Raw genomic sequence first — 26,735 nt, 5'->3', positions numbered from 1 at the left:
GAGGAGAGGCGGCGCCCTCTCCTAGAAAATCAGCGGATCAGTTCCGCGCGGACGGAGCGGTTCTGCGCACGCCCTTCGGCTGTGGCGTTGGTGGCGACCGGATCGGTCTCCCCTTTTCCGACGGCGCTCAGGCGGTTGGACGCGATTCCCTTACCCACCAGCAGGCCGACAACGACCTCGGCACGTTTCTTCGAGAGCACGTCATTATATGCATTCGTCCCGCGGTCGTCGGCACGGCCGACGATCTCGGCTTTGTAGGGGTTGGATTTCATATAATCCGCAAAGGCATCGATCTCGTCCATATGGGCACTCGTCACCACGGCGGAGTCGGTGGCGAACTCGACGCTGAACGGGAAGGTCGCGGCACACCCTACTTTATCGACCTTGAAGCCTGATGGGGTCTCCGGGCAGTTGTCATAAAGGTTCGCAACGCCGTCGCGGTCGTCATCGGGCACGCACCCGTAGGCGTCGACTTCGGCGCCGCGCGGTGTATTCGGGCACTGGTCATTGTCGTCGATGACGCCGTCGCCGTCACTGTCGTAGGTTTTGTACCCAGATGAAGCTACCGCCGCGCCCGACGTTCCGTGGGCACCGAAGGCAAAAGAGAGACCGGCGAGCGCCAGCAGGTTGCTGTCATAGCGGTTGCCGTTGTTCTTGAGCATGTAGATCGCTTCGAGTTTCAGCGCCACCTGGTCGGTGAAGGGGATTTTCACCCCCGCACCGGCATCGCCGTAGGCGCTGTTTTTATTGCCGTAGAGCGGATTGCTCATATTCTCGTAACCGGCGCCGATCTTGGCGAACGGGCGGACGCTGCCTTCCTCCGTGTAGTCGTAGACGGCCCCCATGCCGACACGCCAGATATTCGTGGACGCAGACATATCCGCAGGGCTGAGGAAAAGGGGCGGCGTCGGTGCCGGCGGCTCATAGGAGTAATCCGTATCCGTCGCATAGTAGGCGGAGAGTTCCGGTTTGATCGGGAAAGAAAAGAGGTTGTTGATCTGGATCTCACCCCCGATGATCATCTCGTTTTCAAGCAGAATATTGCCTTCCGGAATCCCGATCCCCGCCACCGGTGAAACCTCGATATTGTATTGTGATGCTGCCGCGATCTGTGCCGCCAGCAGCGCACTCGTCATCCATGCACGCTTCATCATTCCTTATACTCCTGAGCGAAATTCACGGAAGTATACCATAGAGAACTGTACAAAAAATAACGTTTTTTTAAAAAAATGTAACTATAGCGCCGGGTGCCCCTCTACCGCCCTGCGCCCCGCTTCGATCAGCGGCGCGGCTTTATGGAAGTCAAACGTACTGCAGATATTCTTGGGGAGGGTAATCATGATATCGGGCGGGTAGCCGCCGATACGGTACTGGGTCAGGCTGCGCTGCATCGTATCGAAACTCTGATCGAGAATGGAGAAAATGTGCGCCTGCTCCCGGCGGCGGAGGCGCTCTTTGATGGCATTTTTGGCCTTGGATGCCAGACGTTCGGCAAAGGAGTCGTAACGCTCGGCCACGGCAGCTTCCTCCTGCTCCGCGTCGGGGCCGTAGAGGTTGACGGCGATGGTCAGGTCGCTGCGGTCGCGCATCGTCGGTGCCACGGGCAGGGGGTTGAGGACCCCGCCGTCGACCAGGAGCATCCCGTCGAGCTCCACTGGAGTGAAGACGGAGGGGATGGCGATCGACGCACGGATCGCGCTTAGCAGGTCGCCGCTTTGAAACCACACCTCTTTGCCACGGTTCAGGTCCGACGCGACGGCCGTAAAACGGATGGGCAGCTCCTCGATCGCCTGCGTACCGATAAGATCGTCCAGACGCTCGAAAACCTTTGTACCGCTCATAATGCCCCGCTTGTCCCAGGCGAGGTCCAGGAGCGCGGCGACGTCGAGGGGGTCTAGCCCCTGCACCCACTCCTTGTACTCGGCAAGCCTGCCGCAGGCGTAAAGTCCGCCGACCAGCGCCCCCATGGAGCAGCCGCTGACAGAGACGATCTCATACCCCTTCGCCTCCAGCGCCTCGATGACGCCGATATGAACGTAGCCACGCGCCCCGCCGCTTCCCAATACCAACGATACTTTCTTCATCGATTCCCTTTGTGTTCAGAACTATTTCTAATTATAGGGCATTCGGAGCTGCGGGGAGATCAACTTGTGTCACTCGAGAGGGTAATGGAAGGGGAAGAGAGCATCATGCTCTCTTTGTGCCCAAAGAAAAAGGGCTAGCGTTTGCGGATAACGACCCCCTGGTCCGTCTGGTGGGCCGGGTGATACGGCCCCGCCGGCAGTGCAAAGAAGAGCCGGGCGTTCGCGACATGGGCGTATTCGACATAATCGGCCGCGGCGGTATTGATCGCCGTACCGATCGCCTGGACCAACAGTCCGGCCAGTCCTCCGCCGCCGCTGTTGCTGGTGAGGTCAACGGTGACGCTACCGTCGTAATCCCACAACTTCTCGTTCGTCTTGGTCGAGTACGCTTCCGACTCAATCGTGACCGTCAGGGAAGAAGCCAGGACCATGTAGGAGACGTCCCACTTCTTGATACGCGTGAACATGACGACGTCCGCGCCGAAGTAGTCGTAGAACTTGTCCGCGGACATGCTGTAAAGCAATTCGGTGTCATAGACACCCTCCTGCTTGAGGACGTCGCTGACCATCTCCATCGGGAAGACATAGTAGCCCGTCTGCGCTATGGGCATCTCGATCGTCGTGGCGTAGTAGGCTTTCGCCTCGGCGTCGCTGCTTTCGTTCATCGCCGGCAGCACCAGGATGGAACGCGGATCCTCTTCATACATCTGGGGGAACGCTTCACCTTTGGTGATGCCTGCGTTATGGGCGGCACACCCCGTCATGATCATCGCGGCGAAAACCGAGGCTGCCACTGCAGCTATTTTTCCGTACTTCATGATTTCGCCCCCTTCGCTTCGGCTTTGCGCACCTTCTCAATGACGCGGTCCATAAAGTGCGCCGACTCCGGGTAGAGGCTCTTTTCCATCTCGAAATAGTGGACGGCCTGCTTGGTGTCCCCCTGCTTGAAGTAGATGTAGCCCAGGTTCGCGTACATTCCCGGTGCCACACGCTTGGAAACGCTCTCATCGGCGTTTTCGATGGCCGTCAGGATCGCCTGCTGCATCGCCAGGAGGTTCTCCGCACTGGCATCCTGTTTGTACGCATAGTAGCTTTCGCTGTAGGTGCCGTAGTTATAAAGTGCCTGCGGTTTCGTAGCACACCCGCTCAAAAGCGCAATTGCTGCCAGCGGCCAGGCCGCTTTCATCAGCATGCCCATCCTCACTGGCCGACTCCGATCTCTTTGGCGATGCCGTCGCCGACGTAGATACTGCGTTCAACGACAAGGGCATCCCCCTTGTAAACCTTGACCGTATGCTTGCCCGGAGCGACCCGGTACTGGTGGTCGCGCCCGGCTTCGACGGTGAAGGGCTGTCCGTCGTCGACGGAGACGGCTGCCCCCGCAACGTCACCCGTAAAGTAGAGGTAGGATGCCCGCTCACCCGTGGCGACGCCCGACTTGTAGCCGCATCCGGCCATGAAGAGGGCGGCGGCCATCAACAGTGCTGTCAATGCTTTCATGCTTTAATCCTTGTGGACCTGGATATACAGGTCCAAGAAATTTTTCGTTTTCAGGCGCGCGCCAAGGTCTCCGCTCGTGATCGACGCGAAGGAGACTTCGTTCTCCGGGGTGTCACCCGCCGTCGAGACGATCTCGATCGTTGCCAGCTTTTTGCCCGGGAGCGTGATGATACTGTTGGTCTGAGGGTTCTTGACCTTCTTGCCCGACGCCATGACGTCAAACTTGTCCCCCACCTTGATGTTCTGGCTCTTGCCGCCGGAGGTGATCAGCATCCCCTGCTCGTAGCCCAGCAGGTAGCCGCGCCACGGTTTGTCCATCATGTTCTCGATGACGTTCGATGCGAGGTCCGAGATCGCCGCGTCGATCGCCTTGTCGTTGAGCTGGGAGTCATACGCGCTCTTGTCCCCGACGCCCATGACTGTACCGGCTTCGCTGTACGCCGTGCCTTTCCCCTCTTCGGAGTAGATGATCTGCCCCGTACTGACGTCGACGATGCGGATATGGACCTTCGCGAAGGCCTCCTGTTTCTTAACGCGGCTAAACCAGCCGACGTCGCTTACCTCGTTGCGGCCGAACTCCGTAATGGAACCGAGAATGAGGTAGTCCGCGCTGTTTTTCAGCGCGGGCGCATCGCCCATCGCCAGCTCTTTCTGGATCTTCTCGAGGTCCGCACGCTCAAGCATGATGAACTTGCCCGTCTCGAAAAGCTTTGAGGAGAGGATATCCATCGCCTGCTTCCCGATCCGATCGCTGTTCTCGTCGATAAAGAAACTCTGGCCGTAGCGGGTCTCGTTGGTAAAGCGGCCGATGGCGACTTTGCGCTTCAGACCCGAAGGCTCCTCTTTGAGCGCCTTGGCGGCCTGCACCGTTTTGCTGACGGCGGGGGCCGCCGTCGGCGTTTCATGCACTTCCTGCTTCTCCATAGTCGCACACCCCGTGATACAGAGGGCTGCGGCGACCGGAACAAGTAAATACCTATACTTCATTGTAGTCTCCGATAACAGTATATGTTTTATATTATGCCAAGTCATGCTTAATCTAGAGGGCTGCAAACGCTCCCCGGCATTCGGATGGGGGATGGCAGAAGGGAAGAAAACGGAGATGTGCGGTTAAAAAACGGGCGGATGTCCGGCAGCCGGCCGCGCCGGTGCAGGTTATTTACTCATACCGCAGCGCGTCGATCGGGTTCATGTTTGCCGCCTTGCGCGCCGGGATGATCCCAAACACGATGCCGATCAGCATGGAGAAGAGCAGGGCGACGGTCGTCACGGCCGGGTTGATGACCAGGGTCAGGTCCATCGCCTGCGCGACCCCCACGGTGATCCCGATGCCTGTGAGCACGCCGAAGATGCCGCCGAGGCCCGAGAGGACGACCGCTTCGATCAGAAACTGGATCAGGATATCCTGGCTCATGGCCCCGATGGCCATACGGATACCGATCTCGCGGGTGCGTTCCGTCACCGATACGAGCATGATGTTCATGATCCCGATGCCGCCGACGACGAGGGAGATGGCGGCCACCGCCCCCAGCATCACCGTCAGCATGGAGGTGATCTGCGACAGGGTATCGAGCAGCGCCGTCATGCTCCGGACGGCGAAGTTGTCCTCTTTGCCCGGTTTGATGTTCCGGCTTTCGCGCAGCACCTGGCGGATCTGCTGTTTGACGGTGTCGAGGGGATAGTTCTCCTTGACCGACACCAGGATGGAGGGGATGTTCTGGTTCCCGCCGATCCGGCGCTGGAACATCTTGATGGGGACGAGGATCAGGTCATCCTGGTCCATCCCGAAGGTGTTCGCCCCCTTCTCCTCGAGCGTCCCGATCACCCGGCACGAAAAGCTCTTGAGGCGGATCTTCTTCCCCAGGGGGTCTTCCCCCCCGGGGAAAAGCTCGTCGATCACCGTCTGCCCGAGGATACAGACGCTCTGCCCCGCGCGCAGCTCGCTCTCGCCGAAGCGCTCCCCCTCCGCCAGGTTCCAGTTCTGGACATCAAAATAGCCGTTCTCGACGCCGCGCACGCTGGTCTGGTAACTGCGGTCGCGGTAGAGCACGTTCACGGTACTGCTGGCCATCGGGGAGACCGCTTCGAGCGTAAAGATCGACTTTTGCAGGATACGGACGTCCTTCATTTCGAAGGGGATGCTTGTTCCCGACATCCCCGGAGGCCCCTTCTCCTGCCCGGGCATGATGTGCAGGGTGTTACTGCCGAGGCTGCCCACGCTCGCGGTGATCGACTCGCTCGCCCCCTGCCCGATGTTGACCATCGCGATCACCGAGGCGATCCCGATGACGATCCCGATCGCCGTCAGCAGGGAGCGCATCAGGTTGCGCCTGATTTCACGGATGGCCTGCAGGAAAGCGTTAAGCAGCATGGCCCGTATCCTGCTCGATGCGGCCGTCACGCAGGAGGATCGTGCGCGACGCATACTCGGCGATCTCCTCTTCGTGTGTCACCATGATCACGGTGATCCCCTGGGCGTTGAAGCCCCGGATAAGCTCCATGATCTCGTGGCTGCGCTGGGTGTCGAGGTTCCCCGTCGGTTCGTCGGCGATAAGGACCTGCGGCTGCGTCACGATGGCGCGGGCGATGGCCACGCGCTGCTGCTGCCCGCCCGAAAGCTGGGAGGGGTCGTGATGCATGCGCTCCGCAAGCCCGACCTGCACCAGGGCCTCTTCCGCGCGCTCCCGGCGCTCCCTGGCGGAAACCCCCTGGTAGATCAGCGGCATCTCCACATTCTCCAGCGCCGAGGTACGTTTGAGCAGGTTGAAGCCCTGGAAGACGAAGCCGAGGACGTAGCGGCGGAACAGGGCGCGCTGTTCATGCGTCAGCCGCCCCAGGTCCGTCCCCTCGAACCGATAGCGCCCCCCGCTGGGCACATCGAGGGCACCAAGGATATTGAGCAGAGTCGATTTACCGCTGCCGCTGGGCCCCATGATGGCCACGAACTCGCCCTGGCCGATACGGAGATCCAGCGGGTGCAGGACGTGCGTCGCCGCTTCGCCGCTGCCGTAGGTCTTCGTGATCTGTTCCAGGCTGATCACGGCTGCTTCTCCTGGGCGACGATGAGACTGTCCCCAGCTGTGAGCACCTCCCCGGCGATGACGCTCTGGGTGCCGTTCGTGCCGAGCACCTCGACGTAGAGCTTCTCCGGGGTCTGCCCGTTCAGCCGCCAGACGTGCGGTTTGTCATCAAAGGCGCTCTCGTCATCATCATGAAACGCGAACAGTTTCGTCTCCTTGGACGTTACGACGGGAAGATAAAGCAGCGCGGCGCGGGGGACGATCAGCGCATCGCGGAAGGTCTGGACGGTGATATCCGCGTCGGCGCTCATCCCCGGGCGCAGCTTCAGATCGCTGTTGTTGACGTCCAGCACGGCGATGTAGGTGACGACCCCGTCCTCGATCTCCGAATTGACCCGCACCATGCGGATGGTCCCCGAAAACACGCTGTCGGGATAGGCGTCGACCGTAAACGTTGCCGTGTCCCCCGCCTTCACCTTGGCGATATCCGCCTCGTCTACGCTGACCTGCAGCTCCATCTTGCGCAGGTCCTTGGCGATCGTGAAGAGTGTCGGGGTCTGGTAGGAGGCTGCCACCGTCTGGCCGGGGTCGATCTCCCGGGTGAGCACGGTGCCGTCGACGGGTGAATAGATCGCCGTGCGCTCCAGGTCGTACTGCGAAGAGACGAGGCTGTGCTTCGCCTGTTCCACCTGCGCCTTGGCGTTATCGACCTGCGCCTTGGACGCCAGATAGTCGGCATAGTCCGTATCCCAATCGCTTTGCGAAGGCAGGGCCCCTTTCGTCTCTTCGCGCAGCGTTTCGTCGCGCTTGAGCGTCGCCTTGCTGCGGTAGAGTTCCGCATTCGCGTTCTCCAGCGTCGCCTTGGCCGACATCAGCGCCGCATTCGCCTTGTCCACGGTGCTCTGGTACTTCGTCTTGTCGATCTGCGCCATCAATTGCCCCTTCTTCACAAGGTCGTTGTAATCGACAAGCACCTTCTCGATCGTGCCCGAGACCTCCGTACCGACGTCAACGCTCTCCAGCGGCTGCAGGTACCCCGACGCCGAAACGGTGATATTGAGTTCCCCCCGCTCCGCGCTCTGGGTCACGAAACGGTAGGCCTGGCCGTTCTCGGCCGGTTGCAGGAAGAAGTAGCCGCCGACGGCCGTTGCGATCAGCACGACTAAGCCCAGAATAATCCATTTCCAGCGGGGGCTTCTGTACGCCGTGACCTTTTCCATCGCTTCCATTACTGCTCCTTGTATATCCGGGTGTCAAAGTAGAGCGCGATCCGCTCGATCTGGATGTTATAGTGCTGGATCTGCTTTTCGAGCTTCTGGATCTGCACCGAATTGCCCAGAGACTCGAGATCATAGGAGGAGGTATACCCCGCCTTGACCTGGCTCTTCGTGAAGGTGTAGAGGTCGTCGTACATGGCGATCATCTCTTCGGCCACGCCGATCTTCTCTTCATAGTCGCCAATGGTCGCCGCACGCATATCGTACTCCTCCTCCAGCTCCATCTTGCGGTCGATCTGCGCCGTCTGCGTCTGCAAGGATTGCAGTCGGCTCGCCTCGACCGTCCCCCTGCTGTTGATATCGAGCGGCATGCTCAGCACGGCGCCATAGCTGTAGCGGTCCCCGTGATAATCGAGGCTGTCGCCGCGGTAGTCGTTATAGCCGTACCCTGCGTTGACCGAGAGCGTCGGCAGGTAGGCCGAACGCGTCACCTTCCACGCCGCCGTGTCCGCACGGCTCTGGGCCGTGTATTGCAGCAGTTCAAGGCTGTTTTGCAGGTAGACGTCGCGGGGGACAAGGGGGAATGCCGGCAGCGACACCGTGTCGACGCTGCGCGACCCGAGCAGCTTCTGGAGTTCGAATACTTCGCTGCGCAGGGTGTTGCGCACGACGATCACGTCGCTGCGTGCACTGTCGCGGTCGATGGTCACACGGTTGAGCTCACTGATGTCCGCACTGCCGGCCTTGTACTTCGCCCGGGTGATCATCAGGTCAATGTCGCGATTGGCCAGCGTCAATTCACTCTGCTGCAACTGAAAGCGGTCCCGCTCAACCTGCGCTTTGAGGGTATAGGCCTGCTTGAGGTAGGCAGCCTCCTCCAGGTCGACGGCAAGCAGGTTCGCTTTGCCGGAGGCTTCCGCCTGTTCGACGGTATAGTAGATCCCGCCGCTGCGGAAAACATCCTGGTCCCACGACACCCCGGCGCTTGCCAATCCGCCCTCACTGCCCGCGGCATCCCTGGAGCGCGTATAGGAGAGCGACAACATTAACGGAGAAACCCAGCTTGTCTTGCCGGTCCCGGTCTGTTCCATCACCTGTTCGCGCTTGAGCATCAGCAGTTCCTGCTTCTGTTCCGAAAGCGGCAGTGTTTCGGCGCCGAGGCATGCGGCGAGCAGAAACGGCAGGGGCCAGAGCCGGCGTAGACGTAACGTGCATTCTTTCACTTTACCGATATCCTTCTGAGTGTGTCACTTGCCATTATAGAACAAGCCTGCCCCTTTAGGGACAACTCCCGTTAAACAGGGACGCCGCATTACTGTTTCACCGCGGTGATCATCATGACCAGTTCGAAGGGTGAGACGCTGTTGACGCGGGCGATCGCAGCGAGCGAATCCGCACTGCCAAGGGCGATCCCCCTGTCGCCCAGCAGCGTTTCGGCCGCTTCCAGGTCCGTCTCCAGCAGCGGGAGCGACACGGCCAGCGGTGCGTTCAGGGCGCGCTCAATCAGGGTCACCTTCGGGTTCGGGCCGCTCTGCGCAGACGCGATAAATGCAATAGAGATGGCGGTGAGCACGGCAGCGGATCCCATGAAAAGCTTTTTGGGGAAGTACCGTTTCATTCCCTTCCAGTTAAAGTAGACGTGCAGGAGCGCTGCGGCGACGAAGAGCAATCCCAGCGTCTCGTGCAGTGCCTTGACCTGGACATCGAAGAGGTGGAAATAGAGCAGGATGCCGCTCACGCCGACGACAATAAATACCAGCGCCGTTAACGAGGTCGCACTCTCTTTGATCAACGGTTTCATTATACGCTCCTTGCAGATAGTTGTTCGGTGACTCGGGAACGGCAGGGAACTTCCGGCACCGTTCATATCTCTTTGGAAACGATTGTAGAAAAAAGGTGTATATCGGCAGCCAACGCGGCGTAAACCAATGTAAACGCCGCTGCAGTCGTGGGAAAAGCGTCACTGCGTTTTTTGGCTCTCTCGGTGCCCTTGCGTATCCCCCTCGGGGTATCAGGAACCAAATAGGTCCTCCAGCGCCGCATCGACGGTTTTGAATTTAAACGTAAATCCGGCCTCCAGCAGCCGTTTGGGCAGGGCATACTGACCGCCGGCAAGCGCCTCGCCGCCTTCGGAGCCGAAACGCAGCTTCAGGAGTAAACGGGGTACGGCCATAAAAGTCGGGCGGTGCAGCACCCTGCCGAGCGCCTTGGTCAGACCGTAATTGGTCGTCGGCACGGGCGCCATAAGATTGTAAACCCCTTCCATATCCTGATGCCGGGTAGCAAAAAGGTAGCCCCGCATCAGGTCCTCGATATGCACCCATGTAAAAGACTGTGTCCCATCGCCGATCGTCCCGCCGAGACCGAGCCTGAACGGCAGAAGCATCTCTTTGAGAATGCCGCCGCCATGGCCGAGTACAATGCCGTAGCGGAAGATGATCGTTCTGATGCCAACGGCTTTGGCCTGCATGGCCGCCGCCTCCCAGTTCTGCGCCAGCCGTCCCAGAAAATCGTTGGCATAGACGGCGTTATCTTCATCATATTTGCCCGTCGATTCATAGATGCCTACTGCCGACGTACAGATGAAAAGTTTGGGCTTTTCTGCCATCATCGCCATGGCGCGCACGAGCTTCTCTGCCGTTTTCACTCGGCTCTCGTAGAGCTCTTTTTTATACACTTCCGTCCAGCGCCTGTTGATCGATGCACCGGCCAGGTGGGCAATGACGTCCGCCCCGGAAAGTTTCTCGACGAAAACAGCGTCATCGAGCAAAAAGTCCTTTGTGTGGAGCGGGATAACGTCCCACCCTTCCGCTTCGAACATGCGTACCAGGTGACTTCCGATAAACCCGCCTGCGCCGCTGATTGCGATTCTCATGTCTCCTCCTCTGACGGACGGTAGGGTGCTCACACCAAACACCGCGTCCTTTTTGCATCACACCTATTTTACACATGATAACGCTGACACAGAAGGGATTAATTGAGAAAAACAACATACTCTGGCGCATTAAACAAAAAAACACACCAGACTCATTCGGGAAAAGGGTTGACGGAGGGGCTTACGCCTCCCCGATACGGCGTTCGTAGTGCGAACGCAGCCAGCGGTCCAGCGGGTAGAGGAGGCGGTAGATGATGGGGACGACGACCAGGGTGAGGATCATCGAACTGATCAGCCCCCCGATAACGGCGATGGCCATCGGCGACTTCGTCTCGCTCCCGAAACCGCTGCCGAATGCCAGCGGCAGCATCGCGAAGACCATCGCGAAAGTCGTCATCAGGATCGGGCGCAGACGCTTTTCGCCCGCTTCGAGCAGCGCCTCGTTGACCTCCCGTCCCTTCGCGACGGCGACGTTGGCGAAGTCGACGAGCAGGACGGCGTTCTTACCGACCATCCCCATCAGCAGGAAGAAGCCGATCATGACGAAGAGGCTGAACTGCTGCCCGCTCAAGAAGAGGGCGATCAAAACCCCCGTAATGGAGAGCGGCAGCGCCATCATGATAATGACGGGCTGGATCAGCGACTCGTAGAGGATCGCCAGGATGATATAGATCATGATGATCGTCAGCCCTATTGCCGTGACGAAGGCTTTGCCGGTCTTGGCCATCTCTTCGGCGAAGCCGGTAAAGCGGTAGTTGACGCCCTCGGGCATCAGCTCGTCGATCTTGGCCATCGTGTAGCCGACAGCCCCGCCGAGGTCGAGGCCGAAGAGGTCGGCGAAGACCGTCACCTGGCGTTCGCGGTCGAAACGGTTGACCGCCGCCATCGCGCTGCCGTTCTCAAAGGTGACGAGCCCGTCGAGGGAAACGAGGTCGCCCGCCGGGGTCCGCAGCTCCATCTTTTTGATCTGCTCCACGTCCTCGCGGTGGGCGTCGTCGAAACGCAGGGTGATGTCGTAGAGCTTGCCGTTCTCCTCATACTGGGAAATCGGCAGGTCGCTGGAGAAGGCCGTTGCCAGGGCGTTGGCGATATCCTCGGCACGGACGCCGAGGCGGTTGGCGTTCTCGCGCAGAATGGAGATCTGCAGCTCCGGCTTGCCCGCCTCGAGGTTCGTGTCGATGTCGACGAAGCCCTGCTTCTGCGCCAGGTAGGCCGTGAGCGCGTCCGACGCCTTGGTGAGGGATTCGAAGCTGTCGCCCTTGAGGACGATCTGGTACGGCACGGAGACCCCGGCGCCCTTGATGTTCGGGATGGCCGCCGCGGTGATGAAGAGATCCGGATCGAACCCCTTGAGTTTGCCGCGCAGCGCCTGGATGATCTCCTCCTGGTTCTCGCTCCGTGTCGTTTTGTCCGTCAGCTTGACGTAGAGCAGCGCCTTGTTGATCTCCTGGGCGCTGTTATAGCCGATGCCCAGCGTCGTATACTCCACCTGGTCGACGCTGTTGACCAGCGCCTCGACCTTGCGGGATTTGACGAGCATCTCCTCCAGGGAGATCCCCGGCTTCGCCTCGATTTTCACCTCGAACTCCGCCTTGTCCTCCTTGGGGACAAAGTCCATCCCGATCTTCGGGAAGAGGGAGAGCGAACCGATGAAGATGACGAGGACGGCGACCATATTGAGCACCTTGAACCGCAGGGCAAAGCGCAGGGTCGCCGCGTAGGCGCGGTCGAGCCAGACGAAGATGAACTCCGTCTTGTCGTAAAAACGGCTCTCGCCTTTATGCAGCACCCGCGCACTGAGCGATGGGATGAAGGTCATCGCGATCGTATAGGAGATGACGATGGCAAAGGCGACGGTCATCGCGAAGGAGTTGAAGAACTTCCCGACGATCCCGCTCATCATGGAGACGGGAATAAAGACCGCCAGCAGCATCGAGGAGATCGCGAGGATGGCGAAGGCCATCTCCTTGGTCCCCTCGACGGCCGCATCGAACTTGCCCATCCCCGCTTCCATCTTTTTATAGATGTTCTCGATGACGACAATGGCGTCGTCGATGAGGATACCGATCGCCAGCGTCAGCCCGATCAGCGTCAGCTTGTTCAGGTCGAAGCCCATATAGTCCATCAGGGCGAAGGTGCCGATAATGGACGTCGGGATCGCCAGGAAGGCGACGAGGGTGATCGTGACGTTGCGCAGGAAGACGAAGATGATCAGTGCCGCCAGCAGCGCCCCGTAAACGAGGTCGAACTCGACGTCCTCGAGGGAGTGGATGATGAAGGGCGAGGTGTCGTTGAGCGTTTTCACCTCGATCTTGTCGCCCGCGAGCTTCTGCAGCCCCGGCACGGCCTCCTTGACCAGCTTGATCACGTCGAGGGTATTGGTGCCCGAGATCTTCTGGACCTCCAGCATGACGCCGGCCTTGCCGTCATAGGAGGAGAAGCTCTTCGCATCGGCCAGGGCGTCCTCGACCCTGGCAAGATCCCCCAGGCGAAGCTCGTCTTTGATCTTGATTGCGAGCAGGTCTTCCATACTTACCGCGTCGGCCTCGGTCTTGATGATCAGCTCGTTCGGACCCTTCTCCAGCTTCCCGCCGCCGATCTTGACGTTCTCTTTGGCGATGATGTCATTGAGCTCGCCCACGGTAATGCCGTACTTGTTCAGGGCGTAGGGGTCTGGGTAGATGCGGATCTCGCGGTCGCGGTAGCCGATGATATTGATGGCCCCGACCCCGCTGAGGCGCTGGATCGCCGGCTTGGCCTTCTCGTCGGCAAAGAGCATCAGCGCCGTCGGCGTCGCCTCTTTGGCCGCCAGGAAGACGTTGATGACCGGGGCGGCACCGATGTCGAGCTTGCTTACCAGCGGTTTCTCCGCCTGCACCGGCAGCTTGACGGCGGAGACCTTGTCGCGCACGTCGTTGGCTGCCTCGTCGATCTTGCGTTCGAGCAGGAACTTCACCATGACGACGCTGACGCCGTCGCTGCTGGTGGAGGTGATCGTGTCGATCCCGTTGATCCCCGAGACCGCTTCTTCGATCTTGTCGGTGATCTGGGACTCGACGCTGGTCGGTTCCGCCCCAGGGTAGACCGTTTTCACGGTGACGATGGGGAAGTCGACGTTGGGGAAGAGCGCCGCGGGCATGGCTTTGAAACTCATCAGTCCGAAGACGACGAGCGTCAGCACATACATCAGCGTCGTGATAGGTCGGTTAATGGCGAATTTGTACATCAGTCGACCTCGATCTCACCCTCGCCGAACAGCCCCGGGACGATCCCCTTCGCCGGGACCTCGACGATGATCTTTCGGTTGGCGTTGTTGGCCGTCGGGTAGACGATGCTCACCTTCCCTTCGCGCGGTGCCGTATCGCCGTCGACGCGGTAGCGGAAAGTCTGGCCCGCTTTGAGTTTCGTCCAGTACTTCTGGTCGACTTTGAGCTTAAGGGTGTTCGCCTTCGCGCTCTGCAGCCGCAGCAGCACCTTGATCATGGCGCCGCTGACGACGTCCCCCACCTCGACGGGCTTGTCGGAAACGACCCCGTCAAAGGGGGCCCGCAGGATCGTCTTCTCCAGCAGGGCCTGCTTGTAGCGAACGTTGACTTCCGCTTCGTGCAAACGGCTTTTCGCCGTCTCATACGCCGATGCGTAGCGGTCGTACTCGCCCGCGTCGATGACGTTCTTGACCTTCTCGTAGCGTTCGAAATTGCGCTGGGCGAACTTGGCGTCGACACGGGCCAGCTCCAGCTGCGCCTTGGCCAGCTCCACCGCCTCTTTCATATCATGGTTATCGAGCCAAAGCAGGATCTCCCCCTTTTTGACCCGGGAACCGACGTCGATATTGATCCCTTCGATGGTGCCGCTGGAGGTCAGCGAGAGTTCGGCGGCCTTTTCCGCCTCAACATCGAACGTTGCATAGATGTTCTCCGCATGCAGTGCCGCAAACATGAGGACTGCCGTCACTAAGATCTTTTTCATTTGACATACTCCTTCGGGTCCATCCCCAGGTTATAAATGTAGGTTGCGTTGGCGCTGTTAAGCCCGCTCAGTGCGCGGTTGTACTGCGCTCTCGACTCCGTCGCTTTGCTCAGCGCGTCAAGGTAGCGGATGTAATCAACGACCCGCGCCTCGTACTTCTTCTTGACGACGGCAAAGGTGCAGTCCGAGGCCGTTTCCGACTTTTTCGCCGCGTCCAGCAGGCTTTCGGCGCGCTGGATCGCTTTGAGGGCCAGGGCCCGGTCTGCCTCCGCCGACTTCTCGGCGTAGCGCAGTTCAAGCGCCTGCGCCTCCTGCTGCAGCCGGATCACCTGTTTCTGCTGCCGCGCGGCGCCGAAGTCGATCAGATTCATGGTGAGCTGCAGGGTCAGACGGTTCTGCTTGTCGACGAAATTGACCGGGAAACTCGGGTTGAAATTCTTGTAGTCGTACCAGGTATAGGTGTCATTGAGGGCGATAGTCGGGTAGTAGACGCTGTCGGCCTGTTCTGCCGCATAGCCAAGGGCACGAACCCTGTAGGCCATCGCTTCGAGGCTGTCGAGGCGTTTCGCTTCAGTCTTCTCCGGCAGAACGACAGCCCCCGGTGTCAGCTCCCCCTCCAGCGGCGCGCCGCTGAGCAGTTCCAGCTGGCTGCGCAGGCGGTCACTCTCGAACTGCCGCGCCGTGATCTGGTAATCCGCATCCGCCACGGCGGCGTTCAGACGCTCGACATCCTCTTCCGTCGCGATGCCCGCACTCTTGAAGAGTTTGAACCGTTCCAGCTGCTCCGCGAGCTGCTCGCGGTTCTTCCGCAGGGCCTCAATGTCGGACGCGACATTCTGCAGTTCGGCATAGCGCTGGATCACCTGCAGCGAGACCGCCTTTTTGAACCCTTCGAGGTCGAACCGCCCCGCCTCGGTCAGCATGTTCTTCTCATCGAGGAGGTTCTTGCGTTTGAAGCCGTCGAGAATGACGAAGTTCGCCTCGGCGTAGGCCTTGTAGGTTTCGGGCACGTCGATGCTGCCCCGTTCGTCAATGTACGAGGCACTCGCCCCTACGTCAATGCGCGGCAGGTACGACGCGACCACCGCGTCGTGTTCGTGCGCCGCCGCCTCTGCGCGTTTGGCATAGGCCTGCACCTGCTCGTTCTGCTGCGCCTGGGTGATCAGCGTCGGCAAGTCGAAGCCGAACAGAGCCGTCCCCGCAAAAAGTAAAGAGAAAATCTGTCGCATTAGCATCCTTTGATCATGGTCAACATCTGGGCCTGCAGTCCCGGCACCTTCGAGAGAAGATCACCGTCGTGGACCAGCCAGTAGTTAATGTATCCGTCGCTGAGCCCGGCGATGTGGTAGGACATTGCCAGGGCCTCCTCCTCATTCAGTGTCGGGTTGATCCGCCGGACGATTCCGGCGATCACCTTGTACACCTGCTCCAGGATCTCCGGTTCGCTGTGACGGATATTGCTGAAAAAGAGCGGATTGTTTTTCGCGCACTCCTCGACGGCCTTGCGCTTGGAGGCGAAATGGCTGAACTTGAGCAAAAACGCCGCTTCGAGCTGCGCTTCGGGCTCCGTCACCTCTATGCAGCGCGCCCGGAGCTCCTCGATATAACCGCCGATCTGCGCTTTGACATAGGCCATATAGAGCCCCTCTTTGGACTCGAACAGCCCGTAGATCGTCCCCACGGAGACCCCGACGCTTTTGGCCAGCTCCGAGACCTTGAGCGCTTCATACCCCGCCGACTCGAAGGCTTCCGCCGCCGCTTCAAGGATCAGGGAGCGCTTGACATCCTGCAGTTTTGCTTTGATCATGGTTGACCCTTCCGTCCCTTTTTATCGAAATCATATTTGAATACTAGAACTATATTTCTAAAAATGAACTTAGTTCAAATCTCTATACACCGAATGTGATGTATACTACCGGATAGGACCCCCGAAGGAGCAGGACTGTGATCGAGGCCGAACATCTGCGCAAACGTTTCAACAGCACCATGGCCGTCGATGATGTCGGATTTCATATCCCCCGCGGCGAGATCTTCGGACTGCTGGGGCCCAACGCCGCGGGCAAAACGACGACGATGCGGATGCTCTGCGGCCTGATCACCCCCGACGACGGCACCGTGCGCATCGACGGGAAGCCCGTGCAAAAGGCCAAACGCCGCTTCGGCTATGTTGCCCAGTCGTTCGGACAGTACGAAGAGCTCAGTGTCATCGAGAACCTCCGTTTCTACGCAAGCATGTATGATGTACATGACGCAGAACGGCTCGATGCGCTGCTCGAACGCTACGCTTTGAGCACGTACCGGAACAAACGTGCCGGAACCCTCTCGGGCGGGATGAAACGGCGCCTTGCCCTCGCCTGCGCCCTCGCCCACGACCCCGACGTCCTCTTCCTCGACGAACCGACGGCCGGCATCGACCCCGTCACCCGCAAGCAGCTCTGGGACGACTTCTACACGCTGGCGGCCGCGGGGAAAACCCTCTTTGTCACGACCCACTACATGGAAGAGGCACAGCGCTGCCGCCGCATCGCCATTCTCGACCACGGGCGGATGATCGCCGAAGGCGCACCCTCTGCCATCAAATCCGAACTGGGGGATGTCCGCGTCTTTGCCGTGCGCGTCGACTACGACCCCGCCCTGGTCGCCGCCGCCGAAAGGCATCCGGGGATCCGTCTCGTCAACCAGTTCGGCGGTGAACTGCGCCTTATGACGATGCCGGAAATGGGCCGGGAGGCCATCGATGCGCTCATCGCGCCCTTCGCGCCCGATGCCGCCGTCTATGAAACCGAACCAAACCTCGAGGATGTCTTTATGGCCCTCACCCAGGAGCGACGGTAATGGTTGGGGCGATGATCAAGAAGGAGCTGACCCAGCTACGCCGCGACCCGAGGCTGATCGCCCTGATTGTCGTCATGCCCGTCATCTTCCTCGTGCTGTTCGGCCTCGCCCTCAAACTCGAGCCCAAAAACGTCGCGATGGCCTACGTCGACAACGACCGCTCCTTTTTCAGCAACCTCATCAAAACGGGACTCTGGAGCGACGGCTACTTCAAGCTCTACCCGGTTGCGGACAAAGCGGCGATCATCGAGGAGATCCGTTCCGGGCGGGCCGAGGCGGGCCTCTTGATCGACGGCAACTTCTCCGCCGACCTCAGCGAGAACCGCCAGCCCCACATCACCTTCTACGTCGACGGCACGATGCCCTCCCTGACGACGGCGATGAAGTACAACTCCTCCGCCGCCACAGACGAAGGGGTGACGAACGACATGTATTTCCTCGACGAGAACGCGCCGCCGACCGTCATTGCCCCGGAGCCCTTCATCATGGATACCGTCGTGCTTTTCAATCCCGACGAGAAAGAGACCTGGTTCTTCCTCCCCGGCATCATCGGGGTGCTCATCATGCAGATCGCGCTCATTCTCACGGGGATCACCGTCGTGCGCGAGCGGGAGAAACAGACCCTGGAGCAGCTCCTCGCCACCCCCATCAGCAAAAGCGCCTTCGTCTTCGGCAAAATCATCCCCTACGTCATCATCGCCCTGATCGACTTCTACCTCATCCTGGAGCTGGGGTGGCTGCTCTTCGACCTGCCAGAGGCGACGTCCCACCTCTATCTCGCCCTGCTCGCCGTCATCTATGTCGCCGTCATGATCGCGCTTGGAGTGCTGATCTCGCTCGTGTCGCAGACCCAGCAGCAGGCGATGTTCCTCGCGATCTTCATCATTATCCCTTCCGTGATGCTCAGCGGCCTCATCTTCCCCCTTGAAGCCGTCCCCGACTACATCCGGCCGCTCTGCTACGCCATCCCCTTTACCTACTTCGTCGAAATCATCCGGGGATTGCTCATCAAACACACCCTCATCGCCGACCTCTGGCGCTCTTTCGCGGCGCTGGGCGGATTCGCCGTGCTCTTCATCGGGCTGAGCATCCTAAAATTCAGACGCTCCCTGCTGTAAGAACAGTCGGCCGGTTTTGTGCTGTCGGGCGTTGTCACTGCATACATGTCTATGATCTGTGGTTGAAAGAAAAGGGAGGTTCAGAAGCGTGGCGTGCTTGTAGAAGCCGGCAGCCGTGCTGCCGATGCCGCCTTTGCCAAGGGGCCTTCAGGGGTTAGGCGAGGGTGACTTCCTGGCCGTCGCTTTCGTTGTCGTCAACGCCGTCGTTATCATCATCCGGGTCCTCATCGTCAGGAATACCGTCGTTATCGTCATCATCGTCGTATTCATCGGTCAGGCCGTCATGATCGGTGTCGTTGAGCTGGTCGGGATCGTTGCTGTCGTCGATTCCGTCATTATCGTCGTCGCTGTCCACGTCATCATCGATGCCGTCGTTGTCGTCGTCGCTGTCATCGGCGTCGACGCTCTGGTCGTTGTCGTCGTCAATGTCGGCATCGTTGTTGATACCGTCATGGTCGAAGTCATTGATACTATCCTCGTCCTCGCTGTCGGGAATACCGTCGCCGTCGTCATCCGGATCGACATCATCCTTGAGACCGTCGTTGTCGTCATCATCGTCGTAGAGGTCGATAACGCCGTCGTGGTCGCTGTCCATCGGGTCGTCGGTGAGTTCGACGGAGATAACGGCGCCTTCGGGCGTGACGACGTTGAAGAGATCGTCGGAGACGCCGTTGTTATCATCGTCGTAACCGGTACGATCCATCGGCAGGTCGATATAGCCCAGTGCAATGGCGGACGCGTTCACTTCGAAGAGGGTACTGCCGTTAAGGGTCAGCAGCGTCACGACGGAAGCGTCCGGCGTATTCTCGTTGGTCGTCATCACCAGGCGGCAGCTGACATTCTGGGGGACTTCGATCTCGAAGGGGTGCTGGGACGTACCGTTGTCGGTGGAGTTGACAGCGTAATAGCTGCCGTCCTCGCAGAAAGCTTCGATCAGGGTTCCCGGTACGGTCCCGGTGATGCTCGCCATCGCCGTGTTGGTGCTGCTCCCCGAGCTTCCGCAGGCGGCAAAGATTAGGCCGGCAATAAGCGCCGAAAGTGCAAGAGAAGTCGATTTCATCTCGGATCCTTGTGGTGATATGGTGACAACCACTATGACGCGCGAAAATGAAGATTGCATGAAGAAAGTGATACATTTGTGATACTTTCCGGGGCGCTTTTGCCTCTCTGCACACCGTTTCAGCGGCCTCGGATGCCGCCGAACCCTGCTCCGAAAAAAAAATGTACATTTTTTTCATTTTGCTACGCCGGTGCTACGTTTGCTTTTTACAATTGGTTTTGTTCAACTTAAAGGAGTGATCATGACTATGTTCTACTACCGTCTGCCGAGCCTGGGTCTGGGATGGGGAACGACCGCCATCGGCGCCACAGTACAGAACGTTCCTGCACGTACGACACGCTACACTTCAGTGCGCTAATTCGCACGGCGGGGTCCCCCGCCGGTTTTTCCGAACACTATAATTTTTTGAGTTGTTTTTTTTGGAGGGCCGACGCGCGTCAGCAGGCGTCGCGGTAGTGGTGGTTGAGTTCACCGCGGTACGCGGCAAGGACTTTCTCAGCCGGGATGCCGTCTTGATAGATACGCAGGATCTGGCGGATGAAGTTGATGGGGTATTCGTAATAGTGCCCCTCGTCGCGGCGCATGATCTCATAGAGGACCTCATACATCCCCGCGTAGATCTCCGGGTGTTCCTTGCGCAGCCGCTGCAGGTCTTCTTCGGCCTGAATCAGCGTCTGGTCATTGAATTCGCCCCGTTCGTGGATGGTTTTGCGGATCTCGACATAATCCTTGAGACTTTTACAGTTGACTACATGGTCCGTAAAGATATCTATCAGCGTCATCGTATCTCCTTTGCCGCTTCGTTATCTATGCATTGTAAAACGCGAACGTAGCAACAGTGTAGCACGAAATGCACCCGATGCATCCTAGCCTTCCGCTTTCAGCCCCTCGAGCAGCGTGCGGTTCCCCGCCTCGAAGATCGCATCGATGTTGTCGCTGATCACCAGGTGCCCGTCGATGATCAGGGAGGCCAGTCCGTGTACCGTCGACCAGACCGTCGCCGCCAGCAAGAAGGGATCACCTTTTTTAAACACCCCTTCATGCTGTCCCGCTTCGATCAGATGCACCAGCGCATGAAACCCCGTCGCCTTCTCCGCATCCTCAAGGTCGCAGACCTCTTCGCGCTCCTGGCGGACCGTCGGGCCGAAAAGCACGCGGTAGAGCTGCGGGTTGTTCACGGCAAAGGCGAGGTAGGCACGCCCCATCATCGTGAAGCGGGCCAACACATCCACTTCCGCCTTTGCAAAAATATCGATAAAAAAGGCGTCAAAACGTTCGAAACCGCTCAGGATGACCTCGCGGATCAGTGCCTCTTTGTTCTCGAAATGGCGGTAGATCGCCGTCCGTGACGCCCCGATACGCGCAGAGAGCTCCCGCAGGGTGATGGCTTCTAGCCCCTCGCTCTCCAGCATCTCCAGGGCCGTTTCAATCGCCGATTCTTTCACATTGCCGTGGTGGTACGGCCGCTTTTCATCCTGGTTCATTTCAAAAGTATAACAAAATCCCCCTTGGTGTTGACAACGGTCACATTACTATGTTAACATTGTCAACATCAACCGAAAACGGAGGAATTCCCATGCAAAAATGCTTACCGCTACTCCTGCTTATTACCCTGAACACCTGGGCGATCAGCGACTACGACCTGGCGAAAAAAACCGATGCCGCACTCAGCGGCTTCCACGATGCCGTCAGCGAAATGCAGATGACGCTCATCAACGCCAACGGCCAGACCCGCGAACGCACGATGCTGATGAAGGTACTCGAAGGCAAAGAGGGGGACAAATCACTGATGGAGTTCCTCACCCCGGCGGACGTCAAGGGGACCAAGTTCCTCAACTACGAACATTTCGACCGCGACGACGACCAGTGGCTCTACCTCCCCGCCCTCAAACGGGTCAAGCGGATCGCCTCGCGGAACAAGTCCGGCTCCTTCATGGGCAGCGAATTCAGCTACGAGGACCTCAGCGCGTTCAATATCGAAAAGTACACCTACGGGGGCGATGCGGAGACGGTGGAGCTCGAGGGAAAATCCTACTACAAGACCGTCCGCTTCCCCAAAGAGAAAGACTCCGGCTATACCAAACAGGTGAGCTGGATCAATCCGGAAACCTACGTGATCGTGCGGGTGGACTACTACGACCGCAAAAAGGCGCTGCTGAAGACAGCCCGCTTCAGTGACTACCGCAACGAGGGAGGAGTGTGGCGTATCGGCAAGATCGTTATGACCAACCACCAAAACGACAAAGAGACGATCCTCGTCTGGAAACACGAAAAGATCGATACGGGCCTGACGGACAAAGATTTCCACAAACGGGTCCTCAAGCAGTGAGACGGCTGCTGCCCCTGCTCATCACCCTGCCGCTGGCGGCGGATGTCGACATCCGCGGCAATGTCAGCCTGCAGGGCGATGCCTTTCTTCTCCGCCAAAGCGGCAAGCATGACACCGGCACCACCCTGCTGGGTTCCTTTGAGGCCGAATACACCTATGAGGATTTCCGCGCGGTGACACGGCTCAACGCCCAGCAGGACTACTATGACCTGCTGGCAAAAGAGGAGCAGACGGGCCGGAGCTTCCTTCGCGTCGACGAGCTCTACGGCACGTTGGACCTGGGCAACAACCAGCTGATGGCGGGGCGGAGCCTCCGCTTCTGGGGGGCACTCGAGGTACGCAATATCGTCGACGGCTTTAACCCCGTGGACCTGCGCAACGGCCTCTTCGAAGAGGACAAGATCGGCGTCTGGAACGCGGCGCTGACCCACTACACCGACACCGGATCCCTTTCCCTGATCGTCAAATTCGCCGAGGAGAATCAGAAAATGGCCAAGCCCCCTTATGCCTTCTACTTCTTCCCGCCCGAGGTGCAATACGACGCGACGCTCCAGACCAGCGAGTCGAACACCCTCCCGACCTACTACCTGCGTCTGGGCGGTTCGACGGAAACCGAATACCCCCTCGATTATGCCGTGATCGTGCAGCGCGGCTACGATTCGCAGCGCTATTTCCTGGCGGGCGATCCCGTGATTACGCCGATCGACCTCATCACCTATACCTATACGGTCCCCCTGGCCGAGTACGCCTACCGCGTCAACAAGGTGATGACCTACGATACCCTCGTCGTCGGCGACACCCTCTTCAAACTTGAGGCCCTGTATACCGACGTCATTGACGATGACCATATCTCCGACTACTATCACATTGCCGCCGGGGTGGAACACACCATCGTGCAGGTGTACGGTGAAGCGGACCTCGGCCTGCTGGCGGAGTACTACCGCTATGAGACGACGGAAAAGGGCAAGTATACGGACCTCGACCTCTTCGAAGTCTTCCAAAACGACCTTTTCCTCGGTCTGCGCGTCAGCCTGAACGACGTCAACAGCGCCTCGCTCGTCGGCGGGGTGGTCGCGGACCTGGAGTACGACGAGCAGAGCTACTATGCCGAGTACGAGACCCGGCTTTTCGACAGTTTCAAACTCAATATCGACTACCGCTATATCGAACCCTCGAAAAACACGATGACGGCGTTCCATATGCTCGGCCGTTTTCAAAGCATCACCGCCAAATTTGGGTATTACTTTTGAACGATGTCTGGAACAAAGTCCCATCCATCTACGCTTGCCGCTATGGCACTAAAGCACAAAAATGCTTTCGGCATTTTCGTAAACTGACATAAGGACGCTCTATGAGTATCGACCGATTCGTTGACGGCATCATCCGTTTCCGCTGGTGGGCCGCGCTGCTGATCCCGCTCATCACCCTGGCCCTGGCCTCGCAGCTGCGCTACCTGCAGTTCGAGGGAAGCTATCGCATCTGGTTCGGCGAGGACTCGCCGATCCTCAAGCAGTACGACACCTTCCGTTCCGTCTTCGGCAACGACGATGCCCTCCTTATCATGTTCCGCGACGATGAGGGCGTTTTCAACCCCAAAGCGCTGGGCGTCGTCAAGCGGATCACCGAGGCGCTCTGGCAGACGACGGACATTGCCCGGGTCGATTCGCTGACCAATTACCAGTACGTACACAGCGACCCGGCGTATCCCGACGACGTCATCGTGGAGGACTTCATCGACGACCCCGCCGCCCTATCCCCCGAACAGCTGGCCGATAAGGCGCGCATCGCCGCGGGCGAGGAGATGATCGTGGGGCGGATCGTCAGCGCCGACATGAAAACGACGATGATCGCCGCGCGCCTCACCCCCAAAGCCGGGGACGACCCCGAAGTCTCGGCGCGGCTCAAGGCGGCGGGCGAAGCGATCGTGGCCAAAGAGGCGGCCAGCGGCTACACCTTCCACCTGGGCGGCGGCCCGATTCTCAACATGGCCTTCATCACCCTCGGCGAACACGACGTCAAGACCTTCACCCCCTTCGTGCTGCTGATCGCGATGGTCCTGTTGTGGTTTATTTTCCGCCGCCCCTCGGGGATGCTGCTGAGTCTCTCCGTCGTCATCTTCACCTTCCTCATCGTCCTGGCGGTGCAGGTACTGCTGGGCTACCGGCTCAACAACTTCACCGCCAATCTCCCCGTCTTCGTCGTCGCCATCGGGATCGCCGACGCGATGCACCTCTTCTGGATCTACCTCGTCGGCCGGCGGCGGGGCATGGGCAACCATGACGCGATCCGTTTCAGCGTACGGAAGAACTTTCTGCCGACCCTGCTGACCTCGCTGACAACCGCCGTCGGGTTCGCTTCCCTGGCCGTTTCCCAGGTCATTCCCGTCAAGACTCTGGGCATCGCGACGGCAACCGCCGCGCTGCTCGCCTTTGTGCTGACGATCCTTTTCGTCCCGGCCATGCTGGCGATCCTCAACCCTAAAGTGGCGCGGAGCGAAGAGGAGGAGTCCGAAAGCCATGACGCGCTCTCGCTGCGGAGCGCCCGTTTCATCATACGCCATGACCGTCGTATCCTCCTTGGCAGCCTGCTGCTCTTTACGCTGATCGGCATCGGGATCGCCTGGGTAAAGGTCGACTCGAACACGGTGCGCTACTTCAAAGAGCACGTCCCCTTCCGGGAGACGGTGACCTTCGTGCAGCGCAACCTCACCGGACCGATGGCCTACGAGATCGTCGTGGATTCGGGGGAGAAGGACGGCATCAAATCGCCCGAATTCATGCGGACCGTCGCCCGCTTTACCGAGGCGTTCAAAGCGCAGTATCCGGCGGTGCGCCACACCACCTCCCTCGTCGACGTCGTCGAAAAGTTCAACGACGTCATGACCGGCAGCCCGACCGTACCGGACGGGCGCAACCTGATCGCCCAGTATCTGCTGCTCTACTCCCTTTCCCTGCCCCAGGGAATGGAAATAAACGACCGCATGGACGTCGACGAACGGCAGCTGCGGGTTACCGCGTCCGTGGACATCGTTGACACCTCCCTCGACCTGGAGATGATGCAGTGGGTCGAGGATTGGTGGGCGCAGACCCCCTACCGCGCCCAGGTCAACGGTCAGACGGAGATGTTCGCGCATATGCAGCACGACGTTACGGACACCCTTGTCGAATCAATCCTGCTCGCCATCGCGGCAGTCTCCCTGATGATGATGCTGATCTTCAGGAACCTCCGCATGATCCCCCTCTTTATCATCCCCAACGTGCTGCCCATCGCCCTCGTCGTCGGGGTCATGGGGTGGCTGGGGATCACCATCGACCTCGGCGTGGCGGTCTCCGGAGCCATCATTATCGGCGTCGCGGTGGACGACACCATCCACTTCCTCGTCAAATACCGCGAAGCGCGGCGTGAGGGCGAAAGCTTCGAAGCGGCGCTTGCCTACGTCTACCACTATGCGGGCAAAGCGATCGTCTTTACCACCCTCATCCTCAGCGCGGCCTTTATGATCTTCGCGCTGAGCGACTTCGTCCCCAACGTCAACTTCGGGATCGTCACGGCGTCTGCCCTCGTGATCGCCGTCGTCATCGATCTGCTGATGCTCCCCGCCTGGCTGAGTCTCGCCGACAGCGGCAAACGCAGCCTCATCGCCTGACGAACAGCGGAGGGGCGCTACGCCGCGCAACACCGCTGCCACGATTTACCAATTGTTATATATGGATTTACACCCGATTTACCCCGTCCGAATATGATTGCGTATCACACGATCCGAGGATGGGAAAACATGAACGAGAAAATCCACGCCATCAAGACCGAAATCGCCAAGGTGATGGTCGGACAGGAGGCGCTCATCGACGCGCTGCTGATCGGCCTCATCACCGACGGCCACATTCTCGTCGAGGGGGTGCCGGGGCTGGCGAAGACGACGGCCATCAACTCCCTGGCCAAGGCGCTGGGACTGGATTTCAAACGGGTACAGTTCACCCCCGACCTGCTCCCCAGCGACATCGTCGGGACCGAAATGTACGACCAGCGCAACGGCGCGTTCAAGGTCAAGATGGGTCCCGCCTTTACCCACCTGCTCCTCGCCGACGAGATCAACCGCGCCCCGGCGAAGGTGCAGTCGGCCCTGCTGGAGGTGATGCAGGAGCACCAGATCACCATCGGCGACGAGACCTTCAAACTGAGCGATCCCTTCCTCGTCCTCGCGACCCAGAACCCCGTCGAACAGGAGGGGACCTACCGCCTCCCCGAGGCACAGCTCGACCGTTTCATGCTCAAGGTCCTCGTCGACTACAACAGCTTCGAGGAGGAGATGCAGATCGTCGATCGCATCGCTAACCGCAGCGTCGGGGCTATATTGCAGGTCGCCGGTGCCGACGACATCCTCGCCATGCGCGACGAAGTGCAAAACGTTCATGTCGACGAGGCCGTCACCCGCTATATGATGAAGATCATCTTCGCCACCCGCGAGCCGGAGAAGTACGGGGTCGGCGAGATCGCGCAATACCTCGAATACGGTGCGAGCCCCCGGGCCTCCATCAACCTCTACAAGGCCGCCAAGGCCCGCGCCTATCTGCGCGGTAACGACTTCGTCACCCCCCTTGATGTCGCCGACACGGTGCGGGGCGTCCTGCGCCACCGCATGGTGCTGAACTACCGGGCCGAAGCCGCCGGTGTCACCGCCGACGACCTCATCGGCACGATCATGCAGACGATCAAGCTCCCCTAAGGCGT

The 26,735-nt window shown here is 59.5% G+C and carries 25 protein-coding genes; 6 read left to right on the top strand and 19 right to left on the bottom strand.

Translation table 11 applies throughout. The annotated features are described in order from the left end of the window. Positions 1 to 29 precede the first annotated feature (29 nt). The 16 genes from ACM66T_RS01540 to ACM66T_RS01465 form a co-directional block, all read right to left on the bottom strand. The gene (locus ACM66T_RS01540) at positions 30 to 1,154 is read right to left on the bottom strand and encodes an OmpA family protein (RefSeq protein WP_231019939.1); all 1,125 of its coding nucleotides are present in this window, start codon (positions 1,152 to 1,154) and stop codon (positions 30 to 32) included. 81 nt (positions 1,155 to 1,235) lie between these two features. Beyond that, entirely contained in the window at positions 1,236 to 2,084 is an 849-nt protein-coding gene (locus tag ACM66T_RS01535) for a patatin-like phospholipase family protein (RefSeq protein ID WP_231019938.1), read from the bottom strand. Positions 2,085 to 2,218: 134 nt separating this feature from the next. After that, a complete protein-coding gene (locus ACM66T_RS01530) occupies positions 2,219 to 2,902 on the bottom strand; it encodes a GNA1162 family protein (protein WP_231019936.1) in 684 nt (227 codons plus the stop codon). Next, positions 2,899 to 3,276, bottom strand: coding sequence for a DUF4810 domain-containing protein (locus tag ACM66T_RS01525; protein WP_416768702.1), 378 nt, complete (start codon positions 3,274 to 3,276; stop codon positions 2,899 to 2,901). Before ACM66T_RS01525 ends, ACM66T_RS01530 begins: the two co-directional genes overlap by 4 nt. Positions 3,277 to 3,284: 8 nt before the next feature. Further along, complete coding sequence (locus ACM66T_RS01520) at positions 3,285 to 3,584, bottom strand: hypothetical protein (RefSeq protein WP_231019933.1); 300 nt, start codon at positions 3,582 to 3,584, stop codon at positions 3,285 to 3,287. Positions 3,585 to 3,587: 3 nt separating this feature from the next. Next, the gene (locus tag ACM66T_RS01515; protein ID WP_416768701.1) at positions 3,588 to 4,571 is read right to left on the bottom strand and encodes a CsgG/HfaB family protein; all 984 of its coding nucleotides are present in this window, start codon (positions 4,569 to 4,571) and stop codon (positions 3,588 to 3,590) included. A gap of 172 nt (positions 4,572 to 4,743) precedes the next feature. Continuing rightward, positions 4,744 to 6,009: an ABC transporter permease gene (locus tag ACM66T_RS01510; protein WP_231019929.1), complete on the bottom strand. Its 1,266-nt coding sequence runs from the start codon at positions 6,007 to 6,009 to the stop codon at positions 4,744 to 4,746. Further along, positions 5,945 to 6,625, bottom strand: coding sequence for an ABC transporter ATP-binding protein (locus ACM66T_RS01505; RefSeq protein ID WP_231019928.1), 681 nt, complete (start codon positions 6,623 to 6,625; stop codon positions 5,945 to 5,947). The genes ACM66T_RS01510 and ACM66T_RS01505 overlap by 65 nt, the downstream gene beginning before the upstream one ends. Next, positions 6,622 to 7,833 (bottom strand): efflux RND transporter periplasmic adaptor subunit, encoded by a 1,212-nt coding sequence (locus ACM66T_RS01500; RefSeq protein ID WP_416768700.1) that lies wholly within the window; start codon positions 7,831 to 7,833, stop codon positions 6,622 to 6,624. The genes ACM66T_RS01505 and ACM66T_RS01500 overlap by 4 nt, the downstream gene beginning before the upstream one ends. Continuing rightward, on the bottom strand, positions 7,833 to 9,044 hold the full coding sequence (locus tag ACM66T_RS01495; protein WP_416768699.1) for a TolC family protein: 1,212 nt from the start codon (positions 9,042 to 9,044) through the stop codon (positions 7,833 to 7,835). Before ACM66T_RS01495 ends, ACM66T_RS01500 begins: the two co-directional genes overlap by 1 nt. Before the next feature lie 89 nt (positions 9,045 to 9,133). Beyond that, on the bottom strand, positions 9,134 to 9,622 hold the full coding sequence (locus ACM66T_RS01490; RefSeq protein WP_231019922.1) for a DUF4405 domain-containing protein: 489 nt from the start codon (positions 9,620 to 9,622) through the stop codon (positions 9,134 to 9,136). 210 nt (positions 9,623 to 9,832) lie between these two features. Next, a complete protein-coding gene (locus tag ACM66T_RS01485; RefSeq protein WP_231019921.1) occupies positions 9,833 to 10,696 on the bottom strand; it encodes a TIGR01777 family oxidoreductase in 864 nt (287 codons plus the stop codon). Between the two features lie 181 nt (positions 10,697 to 10,877). After that, on the bottom strand, positions 10,878 to 13,922 hold the full coding sequence (locus ACM66T_RS01480; protein ID WP_416768698.1) for an efflux RND transporter permease subunit: 3,045 nt from the start codon (positions 13,920 to 13,922) through the stop codon (positions 10,878 to 10,880). Further along, on the bottom strand, positions 13,922 to 14,665 hold the full coding sequence (locus ACM66T_RS01475) for an efflux RND transporter periplasmic adaptor subunit (protein ID WP_231019917.1): 744 nt from the start codon (positions 14,663 to 14,665) through the stop codon (positions 13,922 to 13,924). The genes ACM66T_RS01480 and ACM66T_RS01475 overlap by 1 nt, the downstream gene beginning before the upstream one ends. Further along, the gene (locus tag ACM66T_RS01470) at positions 14,662 to 15,894 is read right to left on the bottom strand and encodes a TolC family protein (protein WP_416768697.1); all 1,233 of its coding nucleotides are present in this window, start codon (positions 15,892 to 15,894) and stop codon (positions 14,662 to 14,664) included. The genes ACM66T_RS01475 and ACM66T_RS01470 overlap by 4 nt, the downstream gene beginning before the upstream one ends. Beyond that, a complete protein-coding gene (locus tag ACM66T_RS01465) occupies positions 15,894 to 16,472 on the bottom strand; it encodes a TetR/AcrR family transcriptional regulator (RefSeq protein WP_416768696.1) in 579 nt (192 codons plus the stop codon). The genes ACM66T_RS01470 and ACM66T_RS01465 overlap by 1 nt, the downstream gene beginning before the upstream one ends. Before the next feature lie 137 nt (positions 16,473 to 16,609). On the opposite strand from ACM66T_RS01465, the gene ACM66T_RS01460 reads away from it, so the two are divergent. Together ACM66T_RS01460 and ACM66T_RS01455 are read left to right on the top strand one after the other, a co-directional pair. Beyond that, complete coding sequence (locus tag ACM66T_RS01460; protein ID WP_231019913.1) at positions 16,610 to 17,500, top strand: ABC transporter ATP-binding protein; 891 nt, start codon at positions 16,610 to 16,612, stop codon at positions 17,498 to 17,500. Continuing rightward, positions 17,500 to 18,618, top strand: a complete 1,119-nt coding sequence (locus ACM66T_RS01455; protein WP_231019911.1) for an ABC transporter permease — start codon at positions 17,500 to 17,502, stop codon at positions 18,616 to 18,618. The genes ACM66T_RS01460 and ACM66T_RS01455 overlap by 1 nt, the downstream gene beginning before the upstream one ends. Positions 18,619 to 18,772: 154 nt before the next feature. Here ACM66T_RS01455 and ACM66T_RS01450 read toward each other — a convergent pair whose 3' ends face one another. From ACM66T_RS01450 to ACM66T_RS01440, 3 genes are all read right to left on the bottom strand, one after another. Next, positions 18,773 to 19,678, bottom strand: a complete 906-nt coding sequence (locus ACM66T_RS01450) for a hypothetical protein (RefSeq protein WP_231019910.1) — start codon at positions 19,676 to 19,678, stop codon at positions 18,773 to 18,775. Positions 19,679 to 20,115: 437 nt separating this feature from the next. Then, the gene (locus ACM66T_RS01445; protein ID WP_231019908.1) at positions 20,116 to 20,460 is read right to left on the bottom strand and encodes a hypothetical protein; all 345 of its coding nucleotides are present in this window, start codon (positions 20,458 to 20,460) and stop codon (positions 20,116 to 20,118) included. 84 nt (positions 20,461 to 20,544) lie between these two features. After that, positions 20,545 to 21,162 (bottom strand): TetR/AcrR family transcriptional regulator, encoded by a 618-nt coding sequence (locus tag ACM66T_RS01440; RefSeq protein ID WP_416768695.1) that lies wholly within the window; start codon positions 21,160 to 21,162, stop codon positions 20,545 to 20,547. Between the two features lie 92 nt (positions 21,163 to 21,254). Between ACM66T_RS01440 and ACM66T_RS01435 the strand changes: the two genes are divergently transcribed. The 4 genes from ACM66T_RS01435 to ACM66T_RS01420 all read left to right on the top strand — a co-directional run bounded on the left by ACM66T_RS01435 (position 21,255) and on the right by ACM66T_RS01420 (position 26,730). Next, positions 21,255 to 22,007 (top strand): outer membrane lipoprotein-sorting protein, encoded by a 753-nt coding sequence (locus ACM66T_RS01435; protein ID WP_231019904.1) that lies wholly within the window; start codon positions 21,255 to 21,257, stop codon positions 22,005 to 22,007. Continuing rightward, positions 22,004 to 23,257 carry a hypothetical protein gene (locus ACM66T_RS01430; protein ID WP_231019902.1) on the top strand — a complete coding sequence of 418 codons (1,254 nt, stop codon included), beginning with the start codon at positions 22,004 to 22,006 and terminating at the stop codon, positions 23,255 to 23,257. The genes ACM66T_RS01435 and ACM66T_RS01430 overlap by 4 nt, the downstream gene beginning before the upstream one ends. Before the next feature lie 101 nt (positions 23,258 to 23,358). Continuing rightward, positions 23,359 to 25,653 (top strand): efflux RND transporter permease subunit, encoded by a 2,295-nt coding sequence (locus ACM66T_RS01425; protein WP_231019900.1) that lies wholly within the window; start codon positions 23,359 to 23,361, stop codon positions 25,651 to 25,653. A gap of 129 nt (positions 25,654 to 25,782) precedes the next feature. Continuing rightward, a complete protein-coding gene (locus ACM66T_RS01420; RefSeq protein WP_231019898.1) occupies positions 25,783 to 26,730 on the top strand; it encodes an AAA family ATPase in 948 nt (315 codons plus the stop codon). Positions 26,731 to 26,735: the final 5 nt, after the last annotated feature.

It is taken from the genome of Sulfurimonas sp. ST-25 (genome assembly GCF_048079205.1).
GTDB lineage: Bacteria > Campylobacterota > Campylobacteria > Campylobacterales > Sulfurimonadaceae > Thiomicrolovo > Thiomicrolovo sulfuroxydans.
Note: the sequence above shows the minus strand (reverse complement) of the source record. Positions and strands in the feature narration are given on the sequence as shown.